This window comes from Paracoccus sp. BR5-17, from assembly GCF_055693925.1.
Genome location: NZ_JBVFUV010000003.1, coordinates 2,674,372 through 2,696,878, shown reverse-complemented (window position 1 = coordinate 2,696,878; position 22,507 = coordinate 2,674,372). Strand labels below are relative to the sequence as shown.

The 22,507-nt window shown below is 68.9% G+C and carries 23 protein-coding genes and 1 pseudogene; 11 read left to right on the top strand and 13 right to left on the bottom strand.

What is annotated here, in order from left to right; genetic code table 11:
• Window positions 1-8: 8 nt before the first annotated feature.
• From ACZ1HC_RS14930 to scpA, 5 genes are all read right to left on the bottom strand, one after another.
• Window positions 9-1,364, bottom strand: a complete 1,356-nt coding sequence (locus ACZ1HC_RS14930) for a homoserine dehydrogenase (protein ID WP_472700657.1) — start codon at window positions 1,362-1,364, stop codon at window positions 9-11.
• A 21-nt stretch (window positions 1,365-1,385) separates the two neighbouring features.
• Window positions 1,386-1,829 (bottom strand): methyltransferase family protein, encoded by a 444-nt coding sequence (locus tag ACZ1HC_RS14925; protein WP_472700656.1) that lies wholly within the window; start codon window positions 1,827-1,829, stop codon window positions 1,386-1,388.
• Window positions 1,820-2,350 carry a hypothetical protein gene (locus ACZ1HC_RS14920; RefSeq protein WP_472700655.1) on the bottom strand — a complete coding sequence of 177 codons (531 nt, stop codon included), beginning with the start codon at window positions 2,348-2,350 and terminating at the stop codon, window positions 1,820-1,822. Before ACZ1HC_RS14920 ends, ACZ1HC_RS14925 begins: the two co-directional genes overlap by 10 nt.
• Window positions 2,351-2,352: 2 nt before the next feature.
• A complete protein-coding gene (locus tag ACZ1HC_RS14915; protein WP_472700654.1) occupies window positions 2,353-3,168 on the bottom strand; it encodes a glycosyl transferase in 816 nt (271 codons plus the stop codon).
• 137 nt (window positions 3,169-3,305) lie between these two features.
• A complete protein-coding gene (scpA, locus tag ACZ1HC_RS14910; protein WP_472700653.1) occupies window positions 3,306-5,441 on the bottom strand; it encodes a methylmalonyl-CoA mutase in 2,136 nt (711 codons plus the stop codon).
• A 57-nt stretch (window positions 5,442-5,498) separates the two neighbouring features.
• Between scpA and ACZ1HC_RS14905 the strand changes: the two genes are divergently transcribed.
• The gene (locus ACZ1HC_RS14905) at window positions 5,499-6,035 is read left to right on the top strand and encodes a DUF4174 domain-containing protein (protein ID WP_472700652.1); all 537 of its coding nucleotides are present in this window, start codon (window positions 5,499-5,501) and stop codon (window positions 6,033-6,035) included.
• Window positions 6,036-6,124: 89 nt separating this feature from the next.
• Here ACZ1HC_RS14905 and ACZ1HC_RS14900 read toward each other — a convergent pair whose 3' ends face one another.
• The 8 genes and pseudogenes from ACZ1HC_RS14900 to ACZ1HC_RS14865 form a co-directional block, all read right to left on the bottom strand.
• Entirely contained in the window at window positions 6,125-6,802 is a 678-nt protein-coding gene (locus ACZ1HC_RS14900) for a hypothetical protein (RefSeq protein ID WP_472700651.1), read from the bottom strand.
• Window positions 6,799-8,795 (bottom strand): annotated as a pseudogene (locus ACZ1HC_RS14895) (acetyl-CoA carboxylase biotin carboxylase subunit). The gene ACZ1HC_RS14900 and the pseudogene ACZ1HC_RS14895 overlap by 4 nt, the downstream one beginning before the upstream one ends.
• Window positions 8,796-8,894: 99 nt before the next feature.
• Window positions 8,895-9,107: a hypothetical protein gene (locus ACZ1HC_RS14890; RefSeq protein ID WP_472700650.1), complete on the bottom strand. Its 213-nt coding sequence runs from the start codon at window positions 9,105-9,107 to the stop codon at window positions 8,895-8,897.
• A 75-nt stretch (window positions 9,108-9,182) separates the two neighbouring features.
• Window positions 9,183-9,428 carry a hypothetical protein gene (locus ACZ1HC_RS14885; RefSeq protein WP_472700649.1) on the bottom strand — a complete coding sequence of 82 codons (246 nt, stop codon included), beginning with the start codon at window positions 9,426-9,428 and terminating at the stop codon, window positions 9,183-9,185.
• A 130-nt stretch (window positions 9,429-9,558) separates the two neighbouring features.
• Complete coding sequence (locus tag ACZ1HC_RS14880) at window positions 9,559-10,011, bottom strand: hypothetical protein (RefSeq protein ID WP_472700648.1); 453 nt, start codon at window positions 10,009-10,011, stop codon at window positions 9,559-9,561.
• Window positions 10,012-10,095: 84 nt separating this feature from the next.
• Window positions 10,096-10,242: a hypothetical protein gene (locus ACZ1HC_RS14875; RefSeq protein ID WP_472700647.1), complete on the bottom strand. Its 147-nt coding sequence runs from the start codon at window positions 10,240-10,242 to the stop codon at window positions 10,096-10,098.
• Window positions 10,243-10,445: 203 nt separating this feature from the next.
• Window positions 10,446-11,978, bottom strand: a complete 1,533-nt coding sequence (locus tag ACZ1HC_RS14870) for an acyl-CoA carboxylase subunit beta (RefSeq protein ID WP_472700646.1) — start codon at window positions 11,976-11,978, stop codon at window positions 10,446-10,448.
• A 126-nt stretch (window positions 11,979-12,104) separates the two neighbouring features.
• Window positions 12,105-13,250, bottom strand: a complete 1,146-nt coding sequence (locus ACZ1HC_RS14865) for a CaiB/BaiF CoA transferase family protein (protein ID WP_472700645.1) — start codon at window positions 13,248-13,250, stop codon at window positions 12,105-12,107.
• Window positions 13,251-13,356: 106 nt separating this feature from the next.
• On the opposite strand from ACZ1HC_RS14865, the gene ACZ1HC_RS14860 reads away from it, so the two are divergent.
• The 10 genes from ACZ1HC_RS14860 to ACZ1HC_RS14815 all read left to right on the top strand — a co-directional run bounded on the left by ACZ1HC_RS14860 (window position 13,357) and on the right by ACZ1HC_RS14815 (window position 22,500).
• Entirely contained in the window at window positions 13,357-13,734 is a 378-nt protein-coding gene (locus tag ACZ1HC_RS14860) for a Zn-ribbon domain-containing OB-fold protein (protein ID WP_472700644.1), read from the top strand.
• Window positions 13,735-13,737: 3 nt separating this feature from the next.
• Window positions 13,738-14,889 (top strand): thiolase, encoded by a 1,152-nt coding sequence (locus ACZ1HC_RS14855; RefSeq protein ID WP_472700643.1) that lies wholly within the window; start codon window positions 13,738-13,740, stop codon window positions 14,887-14,889.
• 23 nt (window positions 14,890-14,912) lie between these two features.
• Window positions 14,913-15,770 (top strand): MaoC/PaaZ C-terminal domain-containing protein, encoded by an 858-nt coding sequence (locus tag ACZ1HC_RS14850; RefSeq protein ID WP_472700642.1) that lies wholly within the window; start codon window positions 14,913-14,915, stop codon window positions 15,768-15,770.
• 10 nt (window positions 15,771-15,780) lie between these two features.
• Window positions 15,781-16,917: a CaiB/BaiF CoA transferase family protein gene (locus tag ACZ1HC_RS14845; RefSeq protein WP_472700641.1), complete on the top strand. Its 1,137-nt coding sequence runs from the start codon at window positions 15,781-15,783 to the stop codon at window positions 16,915-16,917.
• A 71-nt stretch (window positions 16,918-16,988) separates the two neighbouring features.
• Complete coding sequence (locus ACZ1HC_RS14840; RefSeq protein WP_472700640.1) at window positions 16,989-17,708, top strand: transglutaminase-like domain-containing protein; 720 nt, start codon at window positions 16,989-16,991, stop codon at window positions 17,706-17,708.
• Entirely contained in the window at window positions 17,705-18,157 is a 453-nt protein-coding gene (locus ACZ1HC_RS14835) for a MaoC/PaaZ C-terminal domain-containing protein (RefSeq protein ID WP_472700639.1), read from the top strand. The genes ACZ1HC_RS14840 and ACZ1HC_RS14835 overlap by 4 nt, the downstream gene beginning before the upstream one ends.
• Before the next feature lie 10 nt (window positions 18,158-18,167).
• On the top strand, window positions 18,168-19,280 hold the full coding sequence (locus tag ACZ1HC_RS14830; protein WP_472700638.1) for an acyl-CoA dehydrogenase family protein: 1,113 nt from the start codon (window positions 18,168-18,170) through the stop codon (window positions 19,278-19,280).
• Complete coding sequence (locus ACZ1HC_RS14825) at window positions 19,280-20,431, top strand: acyl-CoA dehydrogenase family protein (protein WP_472700637.1); 1,152 nt, start codon at window positions 19,280-19,282, stop codon at window positions 20,429-20,431. Before ACZ1HC_RS14830 ends, ACZ1HC_RS14825 begins: the two co-directional genes overlap by 1 nt.
• Window positions 20,432-20,464: 33 nt before the next feature.
• Window positions 20,465-21,274 carry an enoyl-CoA hydratase/isomerase family protein gene (locus tag ACZ1HC_RS14820; RefSeq protein ID WP_472700636.1) on the top strand — a complete coding sequence of 270 codons (810 nt, stop codon included), beginning with the start codon at window positions 20,465-20,467 and terminating at the stop codon, window positions 21,272-21,274.
• 29 nt (window positions 21,275-21,303) lie between these two features.
• Entirely contained in the window at window positions 21,304-22,500 is a 1,197-nt protein-coding gene (locus ACZ1HC_RS14815; RefSeq protein ID WP_472700635.1) for a phenylacetate--CoA ligase family protein, read from the top strand.
• Window positions 22,501-22,507 lie beyond the last annotated feature (7 nt).

Sequence of the window (22,507 nt, the reverse complement as noted above, 5' to 3'; positions counted from 1 at the left end):
ACTTCTCGTCAGACTTCCTCGATGCGCAGTTCGACCGGCTCGCCCGCCAGCACCCCGGTGCGCGGCAGCGCCTCGATGGCGAAGTCGATGGCCTCGGGCGTGGTCTTGTGCGTCACGACCAGGACGGGGACGCTGTCGGGGCTGTGCTGGCCGTACTGGCGCATCCGGTCGATCGAGATCCCCGCATCGCCCAGCACCGTCGCCACCTTGGCCAGAGCGCCCGGCTTGTCCTGCAGTTCCAGCCTGATGTAATAGGCCGCCGGAACCGCCGTCCGCGCGGGCTGGGCCGCCTTCAGCGCCGCGGCGGGCTGGCCGAAGACCGGCAGGCGCACGCCGCGGGCGATCTCGACGATGTCGGACAGCACCGCGCTTGCCGTCGGCCCCTCGCCGGCGCCGGCGCCGCGCAGGACGATCTGGCCCACGCTGTCGCCTTCCACGACCACCATGTTCGTGCCGCCCACCAGCTGGCCCAGCGGGCTGTCGGCGGGCACCAAGCAGGGCGACATGCGCTGTTCCAGGCCGCGCGGCGTCATCTGCGCCACCCCCAGGAGCTTGATCTTGTAGCCCATGTCGGCGGCGCGGCGGATGTCGGCGATGCTGACACGCTCGATCCCCTCGATCTCGACGGCGTCGAAGTTGACCTGCGTGCCGAAGGCGATCGCCGACAGGATCGCCAGCTTGTGGCCGGCGTCGATGCCGCCCACGTCCAGCGTCGGGTCGGCCTCGAGATAGCCCAGCTGGCGTGCCTCCTCGAAGACGGCCTCGTAGGGCAGGCCCGCGCTTTCCATCCGCGTCAGGATATAGTTGCAGGTGCCGTTCATCACCCCCATGACCCGGCGGATCTCGTTGCCGGCCAGGGATTCGGTCATCGCCTTGATGACCGGGATCCCGCCCGCCACCGCCGCCTCGAAGCGCAGGGTGCGGCCCAGCCCCTCGGCCAGTTCGGCAAGCGCCTGCCCGTGGACGGCCAGCAGCGCCTTGTTGGCCGTCACCACGTCCTTGCCCGACCGCAGCGCCGCCTCGATGCTGTCCCGGGCGATGCCGCCGTCGCCGCCCACCAGTTCCACGAACAGATCCACATCGTCGGCGGTGGCCACCGCCATGGCGTCGTCTTCCCAACGATAGGCGGACAGGTCGGCGTCGCGGTTCTTCATCCGGTCGCGCGCGCAGACGGCGGTGATCGCCACCGCGCGCCCGCTGCGCCGCGACAGCAGATCGGCGTGCTTCTGGACGATCTTGACGACACCGATCCCGACGGTGCCAAGCCCGGCGATGCCCAGTCTGAGGGGATCGGGGCGGAGGGGGACGACATGAAATCCTCTTGTCCTAAGGTCGTCCGCTGTTAGCGCGGGCCGCGCTGTCATGCAACGCGCGAAAGGGCGCGTTCAGATCCAGCGGCGGGTGCGCTGCCGATAGGCCGCAAAGTCCCGGGGAAAGGCGCGGGCAAGCCGCGCCTCCTCGGGGCCGATGAAGCGGGCGCCGATCACCGCGACGAAGCCCGCCACCAGGGGCGGGGCGGCCAGCGGCGCGTGGAAGGCCAGGCAGGCCCCCGCCAGCACCGCCGCATCGGCCAGATAGATCGGGTTGCGCGACAGCCGGAAGGGGCCGTCGGTGACCAGCCGGCCGGGCTGGCCGTGTGGGTCCAGCGTGGTCCGCGCCCGCACCATCGTCAAGCCCGCCCAGGCCATCAGTGCCAGCCCGGCCAAGGCCAGGCCCAGGCCCGCGCGGGCCAGCCAGTCCGGCCCGTGCGGGGCCGCGCGTCCCGCGGCCCAACCGGCCAGCACGAAGCCCCCCAGCCAGACCGGGGGATAATCCGCCGTCAGCCGCATTCGTCCTCTCCTCCGTCGCCCGCCCATTCGCCGTCGATGCCGGTCGCCTGCATGATCGCCACCACCTGGCGCGCAGCCTCCAGGGTTTCGGCGTGAATGGCCATGACCGCCGCCACGTCCATCTCGTCGGGATAGCGTTCGCCCTTGGTGTTGATGAAGGTCGGGTGCCAGTGGCCCGGCTTCCTGCCGGGCCGCCAGGAGGCGTGGCACAGCAGGTTGCGGTTCAGGCGGATGGCCCCCAGGTCGCGGGCCAGCCGGGAATGGCCGGCGATGCCCGCTTCCCTCATGGCGGCCACGAAGCTGTCGATCAGCGTGCCCAGCGTGTCGTCGGCGATGTCGTCCATCCGGCGCAGCCAGCGTTGCAGGGCCTTGTCGCCCGTCCCCGCGCCCAGTTCCTTGAGCGTCAGCGAAAAGATCGCCCGCTTGAGCGCTTCCTCCAGAAAGCCGAAGCCCGACACCGCATGGCCGATGGCCGCGGCCATGTCGTCGGGAAGGCGCAAGGGGGCAGGGGTCCGGCTCATGGCTATTCGCGCCACAGATCCTTCACCCAGGTCGCGGGCAGCAGATAGTGGCGCAGGTGGCGCGACAGGCTTTCGCGGCGCCCGCCGCCGAAGGCCGCGCGCAGGTGATCCAGCGGCGGGCGGTGTTCCTGGTCGTCCCGCCAGCGGCCCGCGATCGCATCGGGGGGGTTCAGGTCGCCGGCGAAGATCACGATCCGGCTGTTCCGCGGCAGCCGCGGCTCGCGGATGTAGTTCAGCGGGAAGGGCGGCACGGAATGCATCCGGAAATGCGCCAGCCAGCCGCGCGGCCAGAACCTGACGCCCCCCGGCGCGTTGCGCGTGACGAAGCGCTGCTCGTACTTGTAGCGGTCGGCCACGCCTTGCGGATCGGCGCGGAAGATGTCCTGCAGCGGCGCCAGCCTGCCCACCCGCATCCGATAGACCGAGGTCTGCCCCAGCCGTTCGAGCGGGGTGTTGGGGTTGCGGCCCAGGATCGTGTCGTCGGGTTCGCCATAGGTGAAGAAGGGATCCAGATTGCCGGTGATGACGACGTCCAGATCCAGAAACAGCACCACGCCCGTCACGTCGCCCAGATCCCCCCACAGCCGCGACTTGGGCCACTTGCCGCGGGTGTTCACCGGCGCCTGGTAGTCGAACGGGGGAAGCGGCCTGACGGCGATCTCGGGGTGCAGGCCGGCGCCGTCGTCGGTGAAGCAGAACAGCCGGAAGGGCGGGGTGATGTTGCGGCGGATCATCCCGTGCAGGCGGTTGACGTATTCCGGCCCGAACCTCGTGCCCCACTTGATGCAGATGATCTGCTTGATCGCCGGCGCGTCCATCCTCGGGCCCCCTTTTCGGCGGAAGGTTTCACAGGCCGGGGCCCAAGGCAATGTCCTTCGCCCCGGCCCGGCGGTCCCCGGGGGCCGCAGGGGCGCGGGCCGCAGGGGGCGGGCAGCCCCCGCGGCCGCGCGCGGCCTCAGGCGGCGCGGCTTTCGCGGATCAGGCGCAGGATGTCGGCGGCGGCGGCGGGGATGTTGGTGCCCGGGCCGAAGATCGCCTTGACCCCCGCCTGCTTGAGATAGTCATAGTCCTGCTGCGGGATGACGCCGCCGCAGATCACCAGGATATCCCCGGCCCCCTGCGCCTTCAGCGCCTCGATCAGCTTGGGCGCCAGGGTCTTGTGGCCGGCCGCCTGCGAACTGATGCCCACCACGTGCACGTCGTTGTCCACCGCGTCCTGGGCCGCTTCCTCGGGGGTCTGGAACAGCGGCCCCACATCCACGTCGAAGCCGATGTCGGCGAAGGCCGTGGCGATGACCTTGGCGCCGCGGTCGTGGCCGTCCTGGCCCATCTTGACGACCAGCATCCGCGGCCTGCGGCCTTCCTCGGCGGCGAAGGCCTCGACGTCGCGCTGGATCTGGGCAAATCCCTCGTCGCCCTCGTAGGCGGCGCCATAGACGCCGGCCAGGGTCTTCACCTCGGCGCGGTGGCGGCCCCATTCCCGTTCCATGGCCATGCTGATTTCCCCCACGGTCGCACGGGCGCGGGCGGCCTCGACCGCGGCCTCCAGCAGGTTGCCGCCCTCGCGGGCGCGGCGCGTGATCTCGTCCAGGGCGGCCTGGCACGCGGCCTCGTCGCGGGTCTGGCGGATGCGGTTCAGGCGCGCGATCTGGGCGTCGCGCACCTTCATGTTGTCGATGTCCAGGATGTCGATCGGGTCTTCCTTGTCCTTGCGGTACTTGTTGACGCCGACGATCACCTCCTCGCCACGGTCGATCTGGGCCTGGCGGCGGGCGGCCGTCTCCTCGATCCGCAGCTTGGGCATCCCCGAGGCCACCGCCTTGGTCATGCCGCCCATCTCCTCGACCTCCTCGATCAGCGCCCAGGCCTTCTCGGCCAGTTCGGCGGTCAGGCTTTCGATGTAGTAGGACCCCGCCAGCGGATCGACGACATGGGTGATGCCGGTTTCCTCCTGCAGGATCAGTTGGGTGTTGCGCGCGATCCGGGCGCTGAACTCGGTCGGCAGGGCGATCGCCTCGTCCAGGGCATTGGTGTGCAGCGACTGCGTGCCGCCAAGCGCCGCCGACATCGCCTCGTAGGCGGTGCGCACCACGTTGTTGTAGGGATCCTGTTCCTGCAGCGACACGCCCGAGGTCTGGCAATGCGTCCGCAGCATCAGGCTGCCGGCCTTCTTCGGGTTGAAGTCCGACATGATCCGGTGCCACAGCAGCCGCGCCGCGCGCAGCTTGGCGATCTCCATGAAGAAGTTCATGCCGATGGCGAAGAAGAAGGACAGCCGGCCCGCGAACTTGTCCACGTCCATGCCCGCGTTCAGCGCCGCGCGCACGTATTCGCGCCCGTCGGCCAGCGTGTAGGCCAGTTCCTGCACCAGGTTCGCGCCCGCTTCCTGCATGTGATAGCCGGAAATCGAGATCGAGTTGAACCTGGGCATCTCGTTCGAGGTGTATTCGATGATGTCCGCGATGATCCGCATCGAGGGTTCGGGCGGATAGATATAGGTGTTGCGGACCATGAACTCCTTGAGGATGTCGTTCTGGATGGTCCCCGACAGCACGGCGCGGGAATGACCCTGTTCCTCGCCGGTGACGATGAAGTTGGCCAGGATCGGGATAACCGCGCCGTTCATGGTCATGCTGACCGACACGCGGTCCAGCGGGATGCCGTCGAACAGGATCTTCATGTCCTCGACGGAATCGATGGCGACGCCGGCCTTGCCCACGTCGCCCACCACCCGCGGATGGTCGCTGTCATAGCCCCGGTGGGTGGCCAAGTCGAAGGCCACCGACACGCCCTGCTGGCCTGCCGCAAGCGCCTTGCGATAGAAGGCGTTCGATTCCTCGGCCGTGGAAAAGCCCGCATATTGGCGGATCGTCCAGGGCCGGCCCGCATACATCGTCGCCCGCGGGCCGCGGGTGAAGGGGGCGATGCCCGGCAGGCTGCCCAGGTGGTCCAGCCCCTCCAGATCCGCCTCGGTGTAAAGCGGCTTCACGGGAATGCCTTCCAGGGTGTTCCAGGTCAGGCTGTCGGGATCCCTGCCGCCCAGTTCCTTCGCCGCCAGCGTCTTCCAGTCGTCCAGCGTGGGTTTCGTCATGGTTGATCCTTTCGCACGGCGCGCGCTGCCCTATATCCTGGGCAGGAAGGGGTGCCGATGAAGTTGAAATTGCTGAGTGTCGCGATGCTTGTCGCCGCCATGGGCCCGGCGCGAGAGGCGCCGCCCCCGGTGGTCGATGCCCGCCCCGCCGCCCCCCTGACCGCCCCGGCGGACGAGGTGGCGGCCGAGGCGGCGGCGCCCGACGCCCCGGCCGAAGCCCCGCGGCCGCCCTGGCGCATCCTGTCCCCGACCGAGGCCGAGCCGGAGGATTTCCTGTGGACCGCCCGGCCCATCGCGGTCTTTGCCGACACGCCGAACGATCCCGCGTTCCGCGAACAGATCCGCGCGCTGGAGGCGGGGGCCGAGGCGCTGATCGAACGCGACGTGGTGGTGATCGCCGACAGCGACCCCGGGGCCAACAGCGTCTGGCGGCAGCAGCTGCATCCGCGCGGCTTCTCGATGGTCATCATCGACAAGGACGGCCAGGTGAAGCAGCGCCGCCCGCTGCCCTGGGACGTGCGCGAGATCAGCCGCGCCATCGACAAGCTGCCCCTGCGCCGGCAAGAGATCGGCCGGGCGGGGCTTTCGCCATGAGCATTGAAATCCACGGCCTTCCCGTCTATATTCCCTGCAACGGACAAGGAGGTTCGACATGAGCACGACATCCTACAACCCGCCCCCCATCACTGGCCGGACCGGCCCGATGCCGGGCTATTCCCTGCGCTGAGGCGCGCCTTCTCGGTCCTGATCCATTCCGTAACGCCCGCTTTGGTTTGCGCAAGGCGGGCTTCTTGTTGCGAATCGACCAGGCGGGCGACGGCCTCGTTCCCGCCGGTCAGGTGGGCCAGCAGGAAGGTCATCGCCTTCTCGCCCAGCTCGATCGCCTCGATCTTCATCTCGATATAGTGGCGATACATCCGCGCGGCGCGGGCCGCGTCCATCCGGCCGATCCGCAGCGCCCGCAGATCGGCGATCATCGCGCCGATGGTGGACAGCTGGCTGTAATAGCGCACCACCGGATCCACCACCCGGAAGGGCAGCACGTGGATGTCATCGACGATGGCGGTGAACAGCCGGTCGTTGTGTTCGGTGGGGATCACCGGGAAGAATCCGCCGCCCTTCAGGATCAGCGCCTCGATTTCGGCCCCGTAGCGGGGCAGGTTCTGGCTTTTCAGCGTCGCGACATGGACCCGGATTTCCGCATAAAGCGCGCCCTGCACATCGCGGACCCGTTCGGCGCGCGCCGCCCGGTCCCGCCGCGCGCTGAGAAGATGCGTCACCACCCAGCCACCCGCCACCACCGCGCCGCCGATCAGGGCGGCCACGACGCGGGCATCCGACAGGGCGGCGGCAGGGGTCATTCGAATTCCAGGATCACGTCATCGACCTTGAGGCTCTGGCCAGCCTCGGCATTCACCGACTTGACCACGCCGCGGCGTTCGGCGCGCAGGATGTTTTCCATCTTCATGGCCTCGACGGTGGCCAGGGCCTGACCCTCCTGCACCTCGTCTCCGGGGGCCACGTTGATCCTGACCACCAGGCCGGGCATCGGGCACAGCAGGAACTTCGAGGTGTCGGGCGGCAGCTTCTCGGGCATCAGCCGCGCCAGTTCCGCGGCGCGGGGGCGCCGGACGCGCACCTTCAGGTCGGCGCCCCGGGTGCGCAGGCGGAAGCCCGCGGGGATCTTGTCCACCTTCAGCACCAGCGGCCGGCCCTCGACCGTCAGGCGCGCCAGCGTCCGGCCGGGCTTCCAGTCGCTTTCGACGCGCAGATCGCGGCCCTCCACCGTCACCGTGGCGCCGTCGCGGTCGGCCCGGATCCTGACCGGGATCTCCTGGCGGTCGATGAACACCATCCAGTTCTCGCCCACGCGGCGTTCGTGGTTGTCCAGCCGCCCGCTGATCCGGGTGCGGCGGATCTCGGCCACGCGGTGCATGGCGGCGGCGGCGGCGGCCACGCGGGCCAGCTCGTCATCGGGCAGGACCGCCCCCTGGAAGCCCTCGGGGTATTCTTCGGCGATGAAGGCGGTGGTGATGTCGCCCGAGACGAACCGGGGATGGTCCATCACCGCCGACAGGAAGGGCAGGTTGTGACCGATGCCTTCCACCTCGAATTCGTCCAGGGCCACGCGCATCGCCTCGATGGCGCCCTGGCGCGTGGGCGCCCAGGTGCAGAGCTTGGCGATCATCGGGTCATAGAACATGCTGATCTCGCCGCCCTCATAGACGCCGGTATCGTTGCGCACGACATGGGATGCGTCCGCACCCTCGGCGGGGGGCGGTAACGCGTCAGCCGCCCGATCGAGGGCAGGAAGTTGCGATAGGGATCCTCGGCGTAAAGGCGGCTTTCCATCGCCCAGCCGTTGATGGTCAGGTCCGATTGCGCGAATGGCAGGGGCTCGCCCGCCGCGACGCGGATCATCTGTTCCACCAGGTCGATGCCGGTGATCAGCTCGGTGACCGGATGTTCCACCTGAAGGCGGGTGTTCATCTCGAGGAAGTAGAAGTTCTTCTGGCCATCGACGATGAATTCCACCGTGCCGGCGCTGGTATAGCCCACCGCCCTAGCCAGCGCGACCGCCTGTTCGCCCATCGCGCGGCGGGTGTCGGGGTCCAGGAAGGACGAGGGTGCCTCCTCGATGACCTTCTGGTTGCGGCGCTGGATCGAACATTCGCGTTCGTGCAGATAGACGGCGTTGCCGTGCTGGTCGGCCAGCACCTGAATCTCGATGTGGCGGGGCTGGGTGACGAATTTCTCGATGAAGATGCGGTCGTCGCCGAAGCTGCTGGCGGCCTCGTTCTTCGAGGATTCGAAGCCTTCGCGCGCCTCTTGCGGGTTCCAGGCGATGCGCATGCCCTTGCCGCCGCCGCCGGCGCTAGCCTTGATCATCACCGGATAGCCGATCTGGTCGCTGATGCGCACCGCCTCGTCGGCATCGGCGATCAGGCCCATGTAGCCGGGCACGGTCGAGACCCCGGCCTCCTGGGCGATCTTCTTCGAGGTGATCTTGTCGCCCATCGCCTCGATCGCCGGGGACGGCGGGCCGACGAAGGTGACGCCCTCGCGTTCCAGGGCTTCGGCGAACTTCATGTTCTCGGACAGGAAGCCATAGCCGGGATGGACAGCCTCGGCCCCGGTCTGCCGGATGGCATCCATGATCCTGTCGATGACGATGTAGGACTGGTTCGCGGGGGGCGGGCCGATATGAACGGCCTCGTCGGCCATCTTGACATGCAGCGCGTTGCGGTCGGCGTCGGAATAGACCGCGACCGTGGCGATGCCCATCTTGCGGGCGGTCTTGATGACGCGGCAGGCGATCTCGCCCCGGTTGGCGATCAGGATTTTCTTGAACATGGGCCCCCCCGGCCAGACATGAAAAAGCCGCCCAGGGGCGCGGGGCCCCGGGCGGCGTCGAAGGTGTCGCGGCGCGCCGGGCGCGCCGCAGTCAGATGGTCACTGGCACAGCCGCACGTCGTCGCACAGCACGCCCGCCGCGCCGCCCAGAGCCGCGCCCTTGAGCACGTTCTCGTCGCCGACGCTGGCGATGGTCGCACCCACGCCCGCGCCGATAAGCGCCCGGTCGGTGTCGGTGGGGTTGATGCCCTGGGTGCAGCCGGCGATGGCCGTGGTGCCGACAAGCGCGGCAATGGCAAGGAGTCTGGACATGTCTGTCTTCCTGTCGATTGAATGGCTGAGACGGAACGCCGCCCCAGCCTGTCCGGTTCGGTAACGCCGAGGCGATCAGTAGCGGCGCTGGCAGACGCCCGCGTCGTCGCACAGCGCGCCGCCGACGGCACCGATGGCCGCGCCGGTGGCCAGATCCTCGTCCAGGGCCTCGGCGATGACGGCGCCGGCGACCGCGCCGCCCGCAGCCCGCTGCGCATCGGGGGAAAGTCCGGTCGCGGTGCCGTAGCCCTGCTGGCAGGCGGCCAGGCCGAGAAGAACGAAAGCGCCGGCTGCGACGCGGGTGAACAGCGAAGTCTGCATGGGGTATTGCCTGTATGCTGGGCCGCAGGGGCGGCCGGTGGATGATGGTGAACGACTATCGCATGGCCCGGGAGCAAGTCAAACTGACAGGGCCGTGACGTCAAGGGGCTGGGCAGCAAATTGCGCATGTTCAGCGACCCGCCCTGCCGCTATCGCGGTCGTCCCCGTCGCCGTCCGCATCGTCGTCCGCGTCGCTGTCCCAGCCGTCCTCGTCCCAGCCGAAATCGGGCGGGCTGTCGGGCGCGAACAGTTCCGGGAAAGAGGCTTCGGCGGCGGCCATGTCAACCTGCAGAAGCTGGTCGTAATCGGCCGGATCGAAGGCGCCGACCGGCTTCACCTCGCGCCCGATCAGCCAGCCCAGGCGGCCGGCGTCAAGGTTGCCGCGGACGAAGGGCTCGTCGCCGAAATGCTCGATCAGCGCGGCCAGGAAGGCCGCGTCGGCGCGGCGGTCGGCGGGCTTGCGGTCGCGGAAGCGTTCGCGCCGGGTGATCGGCGTCGGACCCTTCTTGCGGTTCTCGCGGCGGATGACGAACTGGAAGTCGGTGCCCGGAAGGCGGCCGGGAAAGCCGCGGTGCTTCAGCATGACGGCGCGCCCGGGCAGGGGCGGCCGAGAGGGCCGGGAAGGCGCGGGCAGCCGGACCGCCCACGCAAGGTCGATCGGCTCGGCTCAGTTGGCGCCGTACTTGCCCTGATAGACCGGCTCGGTCGTGACGGGGTTGGGGGCGGGCACATAGACTTCGGGCTGGGCTGCCTGCCGCTGGCACGCAGCAAAGGCCGAGACCAGCACCAGGCTGAGGATGATCTTCTTCGACATGACGTCACGCTCCTGTAAAGCGGGCGCGGCTGCGCCCGTCTGCTCGGGTTCAGGGGGATGTCTTCGCGCATCGCCCCGGCGGCGATCATAGCCGCGCCCCCGCGCGCAGACAGCGGGGCCGCTGCGGCAAGCGCAGATGCCCCCGCCCCTGTGGCTGGCCTGCATCATTCACGCGTTTGTGCAACAGCATGGAAATCCGCGCCTTACAGGGGAATGTTGTCGTGCTTTTTCCACGGATTCGACAGCCGCTTGCTGCGCAGGCTGGCGAAGGCCCGGGCGACGCGCTTGCGGGTCGAACGGGGCTGGATCACCTCGTCGATGAAGCCCTTTTCGGCGGCGACGAAGGGGTTGGCGAAGCGGTCCTCGTATTCGCGGGTCCGCGCCGCGATCTTGTCGGGGTCGCCCAGTTCGCTGCGATAGAGGATCTCGACCGCGCCCTTGGCGCCCATCACGGCGATTTCCGCCGTGGGCCAGGCATAGTTGAAATCGCCCCGCAGGTGCTTGGACGCCATCACGTCATAGGCCCCGCCATAGGCCTTGCGGGTGATGACCGTGACCTTCGGCACCGTCGCCTCGCCATAGGCGAACAGCAGCTTGGCGCCGTGCTTGATGACGCCGCCGTATTCCTGCCCGGTGCCCGGCAGGAAGCCCGGCACGTCCACGAAGGTCAGGATCGGGATCTCGAAGGCGTCGCAGAAGCGCACGAAGCGCGCCGCCTTGCGCGAGCTGTCGATGTCGAGGCAGCCCGCCAGCACCATCGGCTGGTTGGCCACCACGCCCACGGTGCGGCCCTCGATGCGGATGAAGCCGGTGATGATGTTGGCGGCGAAATCCTTCTGGATCTCGTAGAAGTCGCCTTCGTCGGCGACCTTCACGATCAGCTCCTTCATGTCGTAGGGCTGGTTCGGGTTGTCGGGGATCAGCGTGTCCAGGCTTTCGTCGATGCGGGCCGGGTCGTCGAAGAAGGGCCGCACCGGGGCCTTGTCGCGGTTGTTCAGCGGCAGGAAGTCGAACAGCCGGCGGATTTCCGACAGCGCCTCGACATCATCCTCGAAGGCGCCGTCCGCGACCGAGGACTTGCGCGTATGCGTGGAGGCGCCGCCAAGCTGTTCGGCGGTCACCACCTCGTTGGTGACGGTCTTGACCACGTCGGGGCCGGTCACGAACATGTAGGAGCTGTCCTTGACCATGAAGATGAAGTCGGTCATCGCCGGCGAATAGACCGCGCCGCCCGCGCAGGGCCCCATGATGACGCTGATCTGCGGCACCACGCCCGAGGCCATGATGTTGCGCTGGAACACGTCGGCATAGCCCGCAAGGCTAGCCACGCCTTCCTGGATGCGGGCGCCGCCGGAATCGTTCAGCCCGATCACCGGGGCGCCGTTCTGCATCGCCATGTCCATGATCTTGCAGATCTTCTGGGCATGGGTTTCCGACAGCGATCCGCCGAACACGGTGAAGTCCTGGGAAAAGACATAGACCAGCCGGCCGTTGATGGTGCCCCAGCCGGTCACCACGCCGTCGCCATAGGGGCGGTCGGCCTCCATGCCGAAATCGGTGGACCGGTGCGCCACGAACATGTCGAACTCCTCGAAGCTGCCCTCGTCCAGCAGCAGGTCGATGCGTTCGCGCGCGGTCAGCTTGCCGCGGGCGTGCTGGGCGTCGATCCGGCGCTGACCGCCGCCCAGACGGGCCTGGGCCCGGCGTTCTTCCAGTTCCTGAAGAATGTCCTTCATCGCAGCCTTCCCCGATCTTTTCGCCCGAACCTAATGATGTCCCGCCAGCCGGGGAAGCGAAAAGGAGAATATTTGCAAAGCAAGCATCCAAAACCCCGGCGAAAATGAAAACCTGCAAAGTCCCCGTCAGCGGCGCGGGCTGAATTCCGCCCGGATGGCCGCGCCGTCGGCGTCCAGCGCCGGGCTGGGGCGCAGCGCCGCGGTCTCGCCGCTGCGCCGGATCGGCGGGGCGGGGATGCTGATCTCGCCCGAGGGGGTGGCGATGGCGGCGCGGTCAAGCTGCGGATGCGCCGACAGGGCGGCCACGTCGTTCACCGCGCCCGACGCGATGCCGGCCTCGTCCAGCCGCTGCTGCATCTCGGCGCGATCGTGGGATGCAAACACCGCGTTGATCAGGGCTTCCAGCGCCGGCTTGTTGCGGATGCGCGCGCTGTTGTCGTGAAAGCGCGGGTCCGTGGCCAGGGCCGGGTCGCCCAGGATCCGGTCGCAGAACCGCTGCCATTCGCCGGCGTGCTGGACGGTGATGACGATCAGCTCGCCATCGCGGCAGCGGAACGCCCCATAGGGGCAGATGACCGCGTGGTTCAGCCCGACCCGCGGCGTCGGCCGGCCCGCATAGTCGTGATACAGCAGCGGCACCGCCATCCAGTCGGCCATCACGTCGAACATCGCCACCGACACGCCGCTGCCGGTGCCGGTGCGGTCGCGCCCGACCAAGGCCTCGCAGATGGCGGCATGGGCGGTCATGCCGGTGGCGATGTCGCAGACCGACACCCCGACCCGGCCCGGCGCATCGGGCGTGCCGGTGACCGAGGCAAGGCCGCTTTCGCACTGCACCAGCAGGTCATAGGCCTTGGCGTTGCGCATCGGCCCGTCCTCGCCATAGCCGGTGATGTCGCAGGTCACGAGATGCGGGAACCTTTGCCGCAGCGCGGCCGAATCAAGCCCCAGCCGGGTCAGGGCGCCGGGCAGCAGGTTCTGGATGAACACGTCCGCGGTCTCCAGCATGGCCAGCAGGATGTCGCGGTCCTCGGGATCCTTGATGTCCAGGGCGATCGATTCCTTGCCGCGGTTCAGCCAGGTGAAATAGGCGCTTTCCCCCTGCGCGGCGGTGTCATAGGCGCGCGCGAAATCGCCCTCGCCCTTGCGTTCGATCTTGATGACCCGGGCGCCGGCATCGGCCAGCCGCGAGGTGCAGAACGGCGCCGCGACCGCCTGTTCCAGCGCGATGACAAGCGTTCCCGAAAGCGGGCCTGACGAGGAGGTTGGCATGGTTTTCTCACCGGTTGATCCTGTGGGCTTGACAAAATCTAACATCCGTTAGAAACAAGATCAACATGCTCGGTTCCGGGGGCCGAGTTCGGACAGGGGGGCACAGATGACGGACGCCGCAGCGCCGGACGCGACATTCCGCAACGCACTTGCCGAGGGGCAGATCCTGCTGCCGCGATGCGACGACTGCGGGAAATTCCATTTCTTTCCCCGGATCCTCTGCCCGCATTGCCACGGCACGGCGATCTCGTGGCATCGCGCCAGCGGCAGGGGAAAGGTCCACACCACCATGGTGGTGCGCCAGAAGCCCGACCGGGGCGGCGATTACAACGTCTGCATGGTCGAACTGGAGGAAGGCGTGCGGATGATGAGCCGGGTCGAGGGGATCGCGCCCGCCGATGTCGTCATCGACATGGCCGTGACGGGCTTCGTGGGCCAGGCCGACGGCGCGCCCGCCGTGCTGTTCCGACCGGCGGGGGAATAGGCCATGACCCGTGACCTGAGGGGGAAATCCGCCATCGTCGGCACCGGCCATGCGGGCTTCGGAGAGGCGCGCGGCCTGACCGCCTATGATGTCATGGCGCAGTCCGCGCTGGCGGCGCTGAAGGATGCCGGGCTGAGGCTTGCGGACGTGGACGGGCTGTTCTGCACCATGATGGAGGACAGCATGCCCGCCCTGATGGCGGCCGAATACCTGGGCATCCAGCCCCGCTTTATCGACGGCACCATGACGGGCGGATCGTCCTTCGTGAACTATCTGACCTCGGCCACGATGGCGCTGGATGCGGGGCTGTGCGACGTGGCGCTGATCGTCTATGGCTCGAACCAGCGGACGGCCTCGGGCAAGCTGGTGACGGCCTCGCGCCCGCCCGCATACGAGGCGCCCTACAACCCCCGCTATCCGATCTCGGCCTATGCGATGGCGGCGGCGCGGCACATGCACGACTACGGCACCACCCGCGAACAACTGGCCGACGTGGCCGTGGCCGCGCGGGCCTGGGCGCAGCACAACCCCGAAGCCTTCGAGCGCGGCCCGCTGAGCCGCGAGGACGTGCTGAACTCGCGCATGGTGGGCGATCCGCTGACCGTGCGCGACTGCTGCCTGGTGACCGATGGCGGCGGCGCCATCGTCATGGTCCGCGCCGACCGCGCCCGCGATTTCCCCAAGCCGCCGGTCTATGTGCTGGGCAGCGCGGCCGAAAGCTCGCACCGGCAGATTTCGCAGATGAAGGATTTCACCGTCACCGCCGCGCGCGAATCGGGCAGGCGCGCCTTCGCCGCCGCCGGCGTGGCGCCCGCCGACATCCAGGCGGTCGAACTTTACGACGCCTTCACCATCAACACGATCCTGTTCCTGGAAGACCTGGGCTTCTGCGCCAAGGGCGAGGGGGGCGCCTTCGTCGAGGGCGGGCGCATCGCGCCGGGCGGGGCGCTGGCCGTGAACACCAACGGCGGCGGGCTCTCCTGCGTGCATCCGGGCATGTACGGCATCTTCACCGTCATCGAGGCCGCCCGCCAGATCCGCGGCGACGCCCCCGGCCTGCAGCTTGACGGCATCGACCTGGCGCTGGCGCACGGCAACGGCGGGGTGCTGTCCAGCCAGGTGACGGCGATCCTGGGATCACAGGCCACGCTCTGACGGCCATCGAGGGAGGAGAGATCATGCCACTGGACATCGAGGCGCTGTCGAACTGGCGGTTCGACGAGATCGAGCAGACCCTGACCGAACGGGACACCATCCTCTATGCGCTGGGCCTGGGCTTCGGCGAGGATCCGACCGACCGCAGGGAACTGGCCTATGTGTATGAGGACGGCCTGAAGGCGGTGCCCAGCATGGCGGTGACGATGGGCTATCCCGGCTTCTGGCTGCGCGATCCCCGCACCGGGGTGAACTGGCAGAAGGTGCTGCACGGCGAACAGTGGCTGGACATCTTCAAGCCGCTGCCGGTCAAGGGCCGGATCGTCGGGCGCAGCCGCATCGACTTCATCTCGGACAAGGGCGAGGGCAAGGGCGCGGTCGTCTATCAAAGCCGCGACATCATCGACGCCGACAGCGGCGACCGGCTGGCGCGGGTGGCGATGTCGGCCTTCTGCCGGGGCGACGGCGGCTTCGGGGGCGAGAACCGCGCCGGCCCGCCGCCTGCGGCGCTGCCCAACCGGGCGCCCGATCATGTCTGCGACATCGCCACGCTGCCGCGCCAGGCGCTGATCTACCGGCTCAGCGGCGACCTGAACCCGCTGCACGCCGATCCCGATGTGGCGCGTTCGGCCGGGTTCGACCGGCCGATCCTGCACGGGCTGGCGACCTATGGCCTGGCGGCGCGGGCGATCCTGCGGACGCTGCTGAATTATGACGCGGCCCGGCTTGTCGGGCTGGACGTGCGCTTCTCGGCCCCGGTCTATCCCGGCGAAACCGTGCGCTTCGAGATCTGGGAGGAAGGCCGGGAGGCCCGCTTCCGCGCCTCGATCCCGGCGCGCGGGGTGGTGGTCCTGAACAACGGCGCCGCGCGCTTGGCATAGGGCAAGAAGAATGACCCAGCCGCTCAAGGATATCCTGGTGCTGGATTTCAGCACCCTTCTGCCCGGCCCGATGGCGACGCTGATGCTGGCCGAGGCCGGCGCCGAGGTCGTCAAGTTCGAGCGTCCCGGGACGGGCGAGGACGCGCGCCTGACCGACCCGAAGATGGACGGCGAAAGCATCGGCTTCGCGGTGCTGAACCACGGCAAGCGTTCGGTCGCCATCGACCTGAAGTCGGCCGAGGCCCAGGCGGTGCTGCGGCCGCTGCTGGCGCGGGCCGACGTGATCGTGGAACAGTTCCGGCCCGGGGTGATGGACCGGCTGGGGCTGGGCTATGACGCGGTGCGCGCGATCAACCCCGGCATCATCTACTGCTCGATCACCGGCTATGGCCAGACCGGCCCCAAGGCGGCCCTGGCCGGGCACGACCTGAACTATGTCTCGGACGCGGGCATCCTGTCGCTGAGCCGCGGCCCCGACGACCGCCCGACCATGCCCTTCGGGCTGGTCGCCGACATCGGCGGCGGGACCTATCCGGCGGTGGTGAACATCCTGCTGGCGCTGATGGCGCGGCAGAAGACCGGGCAGGGCACCCGCCTTGACATCGCCATGGCCGAGGGGGCCTTCGCCTTCGCCTACTGGGCCCATGCCGAAGGCGTCGTCGCGGGCCAGGACATCGCGAACGGCGGCAGCCGGCTGAGCGGGGGGCTGGCGCGGTATCGGCTGTACACCGCCGCCGACGGGCGCCAGATCGCCGTCGGCGCCATCGAGGAGAAGTTCTGGCAGGCCTTCTGCGACGTGATCGGCCTGCCCGCGGACCTGCGCGACGATCACGCCGACCCCGCCGCCTGCAGCGCCGAGGTGGCGCGGCGGCTGGCGGCCCGGCCCTCGACCCATTGGGGGCCGCTGCTGGCCGCCGCCGATTGCTGCTGTTCGGTCGTCAGGACGCCGGCCGAGGCAGCGGCGGACCCGCATTTCGCCGCCCGCGGCGTGTTCGACCGCCGCGTGTCGATCGCCGGCCGGGCGGTGCCGGCCCTGCCGCTGCCCATCGCGGCCGCCTTCCGCGCCCCGGCCGACGCGGTGGGCCGGGCAGCCGCCCTGGGCGAGGACAACGCCCGCTACGGCGCCCCCGGTCCGCAGGGGGAATGATTCCGGTTGACGCCCGTCGGGGCGGCCATTAATCTAACAACTGTTAGAAAACCAGCAGGGGGAGGGGGATGATGGCCCAGGGACAGGACACCGTGCCGGCCGAGGCCGAGCGGTTCGTGATGCCCGCGCATTTCGTCGAAAGCGACAGCCTCGAGGTGCAGCAGTTCGTGTCCGCGGCGCTGCGGGATCTGCCGGCCGACGCGACCCCGCGCGACAAGGCGATCCGGCTGTTCGACGCGGTGCGCGACGGCATCCGCTACGATCCCTACAGCTTCGCCCTGGACGAGGATTCCTATCGCGCAAGCCGGATCGTCGGGGCCGAGGCGGCCTTCTGCGTGCCCAAGGCGATCCTGCTGGCGGCCTGCCTGCGGGCGGTGGGGATCCCGGCGGCGCTTGGCTTTGCCGATGTGCGCAACCACCTGAACACCCCCAAGCTGCAGGAGCTGATGGGCACCGACCTGTTCATCTACCACGGCTATGTCCAGCTGTGGCTGGGCGGGGAAAGCTACAAGGTCACCCCCGCCTTCAACATCGAGCTGTGCGAACGCTTCGGCGTGAAGCCCCTGGTGTTCGACGGCCATCACGACGCGCTGTTCCACGAATTCGACGAGAACGACCAGCGGCACATGGAATACGTCAACGACCGCGGCCTTTACGTCGATGCGCCGATGACCGAGTTCCTGAAGGCCTTCAGCGCCACCTATCCGAAGCTCGAGGAATTCAACCGGACGCGGATTGCGCGCGACGCGGCGGGCTATGACGCCAAGTTTTCCCGGGAGGACGCGTCGTGAAGCATCTCGAGGATTTCCAGGCCGGGCAGGTGTTCCGGTTCCGCACCCCGCCCCTCAGCGCCGAATCGATCAAGGCCTTCGCCGGGCAGTGGGACCCGCAGCGGCTGCACACCGACGACGACTATGCGACGCGGATGCACGGCAGCCTCATCGCCTCGGGGTTCCAGACCATGCTCGAGGTGTTCAGGCCGGTCATGGCCGAGATGATGACCGACGTCGCCAATATCGGCGGCATCGGCTTCGACAGCCTGCGATGGACCAGGCCCGTCCGCCCCGACGAGCCCCTGGACGTCGAGATGGCCGTCACGGCCGTCACCCCGTCCCGCAGCAAGCCCGACCGCGGGGTGATGACCTATACCCTGACGGCCCGCAACCCCGCGGGGGACGTCGTGTTCACCGCCGATACAGCCGTGATGATAAAGCGGGAAAGCCATGCCACAGACCGATAGGCAGCCTGACATGCAGGTCAGCGACCAGGACGATCTCCGCCTGCTGCGCGAAAGCGTGCGCACCCTGTTCGACCGCGCCGGAGGGGTCGGCCGGGCCCGCAAGCTGCGCGACGCCGGCGGCGGCTGGAGCGACGACATGCTTCTGGAACTGGCCCGGGCCGGCGTCTTCGCCGTGACCCTGCCCGAGGAGAACGGCGGCCTGGGCCTGGGCCTTGCCGCCGCCGGCGTCATCGCCGAGGAGGTCGGCCGCGTCATCGCGCCCGAGCCGGTGGTGCCCACCGTGGGGCTGGCGCTCGGCCTGCTGCGCCGCCTCTGCCCCGACCATCCCGCGGTCGAGCGGCTGGCGGGCGGCGAGGCCGTGCTGGCGGTGGCCTGGCAGGAGCGCGCGCCCGACGGCCGTCCCTCGGCGGCACCGGCGGGCTGCCGCTTCGCGGACGGCGCGCTGTCGGGCCGCAAGGCCTGGGTCGTCGCCGCGGCCCGCGCGCAGGGCTTCCTGGTGCTGGCCGAAGGCGACGGGGGCCCGGTTCTGGCCCTGGTCGAAGCCCGCGCCCCGGGCGTGTCGGTGGAACAGCGCACCCAGGCCGATGGCAGCGCCCTGTGCGAGGTGACGTTCTCGGCCACCCCGGCCGAGGAACTGGCCCGCGGCCCCGCGGTGGGCGAGGCGCTGGCCCAGGCAGTCGCCGATGCCACCGCGCTTGCCGCCGCCGAACTGGTCGGCCTTGGCGACCGCGCGCTCGAGATCGCGCTCGACTACATCAAGACCCGCGAGCAGTTCGACAAGCCCATCGGCTCGTTCCAGGTCATCCAGCACCGGGCCGTGGATCTGGCCGTGATGCGCGAGGTCGCCCAGGCCACCGTCCGCGAGGCCCTGGCGCTGATGGACGCGCAGGCCGACCCCGCGGCGCGCGCCCGGCTGGCCAGCCGCGCCAAGGCGCGCGCGGTCACCGCCGCCCGCAAGATCACCCGCGACGCGATCCAGCTTCACGGCGCGGTGGGCTATACCGACGAATACGACATCGGGCTGTATCTGAACCGGGCCCTGGTGCTGTCGGCCTGGCTGGGCGACGACGCCCACCACCGGCGGCTGTGGTTCGAGGCGCGCGAAGCAGAGGGGGCCGCGTGATGACCGACTGGAACGCCATGAGCGACGCGGATTTCCGCAAGGAGGTCCGGCAGTTCTTCGAGACGGAATACCCCGAGGAACTGCGCCACCTGCCGCATCGCCCGACCTTCGCCGAGATCGAGCCCTGGCACCGCAAGCTGCACGCCAAGGGCTGGGTCGCCCCGGCCTGGCCCGCCGAATACGGCGGCATGGGCCTGGGCGCCGCCAAGCTGCTGATCTTCTACGAGGAACAGCAGCGCTGGGGGGTCAACCGCGGCCGCGACATGGGCGTGCAGATGGTCGGCCCGCTGATCATCAAGTTCGGCACGCAGAAGCAGAAGGACTATTGGCTGCCGCGCATCCTCAGCTGCGAGGACATCTGGTGCCAGGGCTATTCCGAACCCGGCGCGGGATCGGATCTGGCCAACCTGCGCACCCGGGCCGAGATCGACGGCGATGACTTCGTCATCAACGGCCAGAAGATCTGGACCACGATGGCCCATGATTCCACGCATATCTTCATGCTGGTGCGCACCGATCCCAAGGCGCCCAAGAAGCAGGAGGGGATCAGCTTCCTTCTGGCGCCGATGGATCAGCCGGGGATCGAGGTGCGCACGATCCGCACCCTGTCCGGCGAGACCGAGTTCTGCGAGGTGTTCTTCGACAACGCCCGCGCCCCGCGCGAGAACCTGGTGGGCGAAATGAACCGGGGCTGGACGATGGCCAAGGCGCTGCTCAGCTTCGAGCGCATCTTCATCGGCTCGCCCAGCCTGGCCCAGAGCGCCCTGGGGCAGCTGGAAACCTTCGCCCGCGCCCGCGGCGCCTTCGACGACCCGGCCTTCCGCGACCGCTTCGCCCAGGCCGCGCTGGACGTCGAGGACCACGCCGCGCTCTATGCCCGCTTCGCCGAGCAGCTCAAGCGCGGCGAGACGCTGGGCGCCGATGTCTCGATGCTGAAGATCTGGGTGACCGAGTGCTTCCAGCGCATCACCGAACTGATGATCGAGGCAGCCGGTCCCGACGGCGCCACCGTCGGCCCGATCCAGGTCGGCAATGTCGGGGTGGACCTGCTGTCCAGCTTCTACAAGGCGCGGCCGACGACGATCTACGGCGGCTCGAACGAGATCCAGCGCAACATCCTGTCCAAGGCGGTCCTGGGACTGCCCGGCTGAACCGACACCAACGCAAAGGGAGGAAACCTGACCGTGTCAGACCGCTATGCAAAGTATCACAAGCTGAAATTCGACTATCCGGCCGACCGCGTCCTGCGCATCACCTTCGACCGGCCCGAGACCTTCAACTCGGTCGATGCGGAAACGCACACGCAGATGACCGACATGTGGCTGGACATCGACCGCGACCCCGACATCAGCGTGGTGATCGTGACCGGCGCCGGCAAGGCCTTCTCGGCGGGCGGCGACTTCAGCCTGATCGAAGGCATGATCGGCAATTCCTACGAGATCATGAAGACCTGGAAAGAGGCCAAGGATCTCGTCTACAACATCATCAACTGCAACAAGCCGATCATTTCGGCCATCAACGGCCCGGCGGCCGGCGCGGGGCTGGTGGTGGCGATCCTGGCCGACATCTCGATCGCGGGCAAGCGCGCCAAGATCGTCGACGGCCACCCGCGCCTGGGCGTGGCCGCGGGCGACGTCGCGGCGATCATCTGGCCGCTGCTGACCTCGATGGCCAAGGCGAAGTACTACCTGATGACCTGCAAGCCCGTCTCGGGCGAGGAGGCCGAGCGCATCGGTCTGGTGTCGATGTGCGTCGAGGACGACCAGTTGCAGCAGATCGCCCTGGATACGGCTATCGAACTGTCCAACGGCTCGCAAAGCGCGATCCGCTGGACCAAGTATTCGCTGAACAACTGGCTGCGCCAGGCCGGGCCGATCTTCGACGCATCGACCGCCCTTGAGATGCTTGGCTTCATGGGCGAAGATGTCAAGGAAGGCGTCCTGTCGCACCGCGAGAAGCGCGCGCCGAACTTCCGCAAGGATTGCCCGCTTTAAGGGGGCGTAAGGGTCGAGGAGGCATGGTCATGGCCGACAGCATTTATAAAGACATCGCGCAAGCCTATGCCGCCGCGGCCGAAAAGGCCCCTGGCCTGAAATCGCGATTTGCGGCCGCCGGGTTCGATCCGGCCGCCGTGACCTCGCTGGCCGATCTGTCGCGTCTGCCGGTGATGAAGAAGGAAGACCTGCTCAAGATCCAGCGCGCCAACCCGCCCTTCGGCGGGTTCCTGGCCGCCGATATGAAGGATGTGGGGCGCATCTATGTCTCGCCCGGGCCGATCTTCGAACCGGCGCTTCCCGGCGGCGGCGGCCACGGGCTGGATCTGCTGTTCCGCTCGGCCGGCGTGGGGGCGGGCGACGTCATCCTGAACACCTGGATGTATCACCTGGTCCCCGCGGGCCTGCTGTTCGACGAGGCGGCGCAGGCCGCTGGCGCCACGGTGATCCCCGGCGGCGTCGGCAATACCGAACTTCAGGCGCAGATCGTGGTCGAGGCCGGCGTGACGGCGATCTGCGCCTCGACCGCCTTCTTCCTGACGCTGGCCGACAAGGTGATCGAGACCTATGGCCGCGACGCCTGGACGGTGAAATCGGCCTTCCTGGGCGGCGAGATGGGCGACTGGATGGCCAAGCGGCGCCGGATCGAAGCCGAATACGGCGTCTCGACCTGGGCCGCCTATGCCACCGCCGACCTGGGCCTGGTCGCCTACGAGGACGGCGGCGAGGGCTATGTGGTCCATCCCGACCGGGTGGTGCAGATCTGCGACCCGGTCAGCGGCGCGCAGGTGCCCCACGGCCAGCCGGGCGAGGTGGTGGTGACGGCGCGCGACGCCACCTGGCCGATGATCCGCTTCGGCACCGGCGACAGCGCCTACGCCCTAGAAAGCAACGCCGATGGCAGCGTCAGCCGCATCTCGGCCCTGCAGGGCCGGGTGGGCGCCGCCGTCAAGGTGCGCGAGATCTTCGTCTATCCTCGGGTGGTCGAGGAAGTCGTCATCGCCACGCCGGGCGCGCGGGCCGCGCAGGCCGTGGTCACGCGCGAGAACGACCGCGAGACGATCCGCCTGTCGCTGGTGCTGGAGGACGGGGCCGACGCCGACGCCGCCCAGGCCGCCGCGGCCGAGGCCTTCAGGCTGCACAGCCGCATCCGCGCCGACGGGGTGCAGGTGGTGGCCGGGCTGCCGGAAAACGCCGACCTGATCGTGAACCACAAGGACGGCTGAGGGCCGT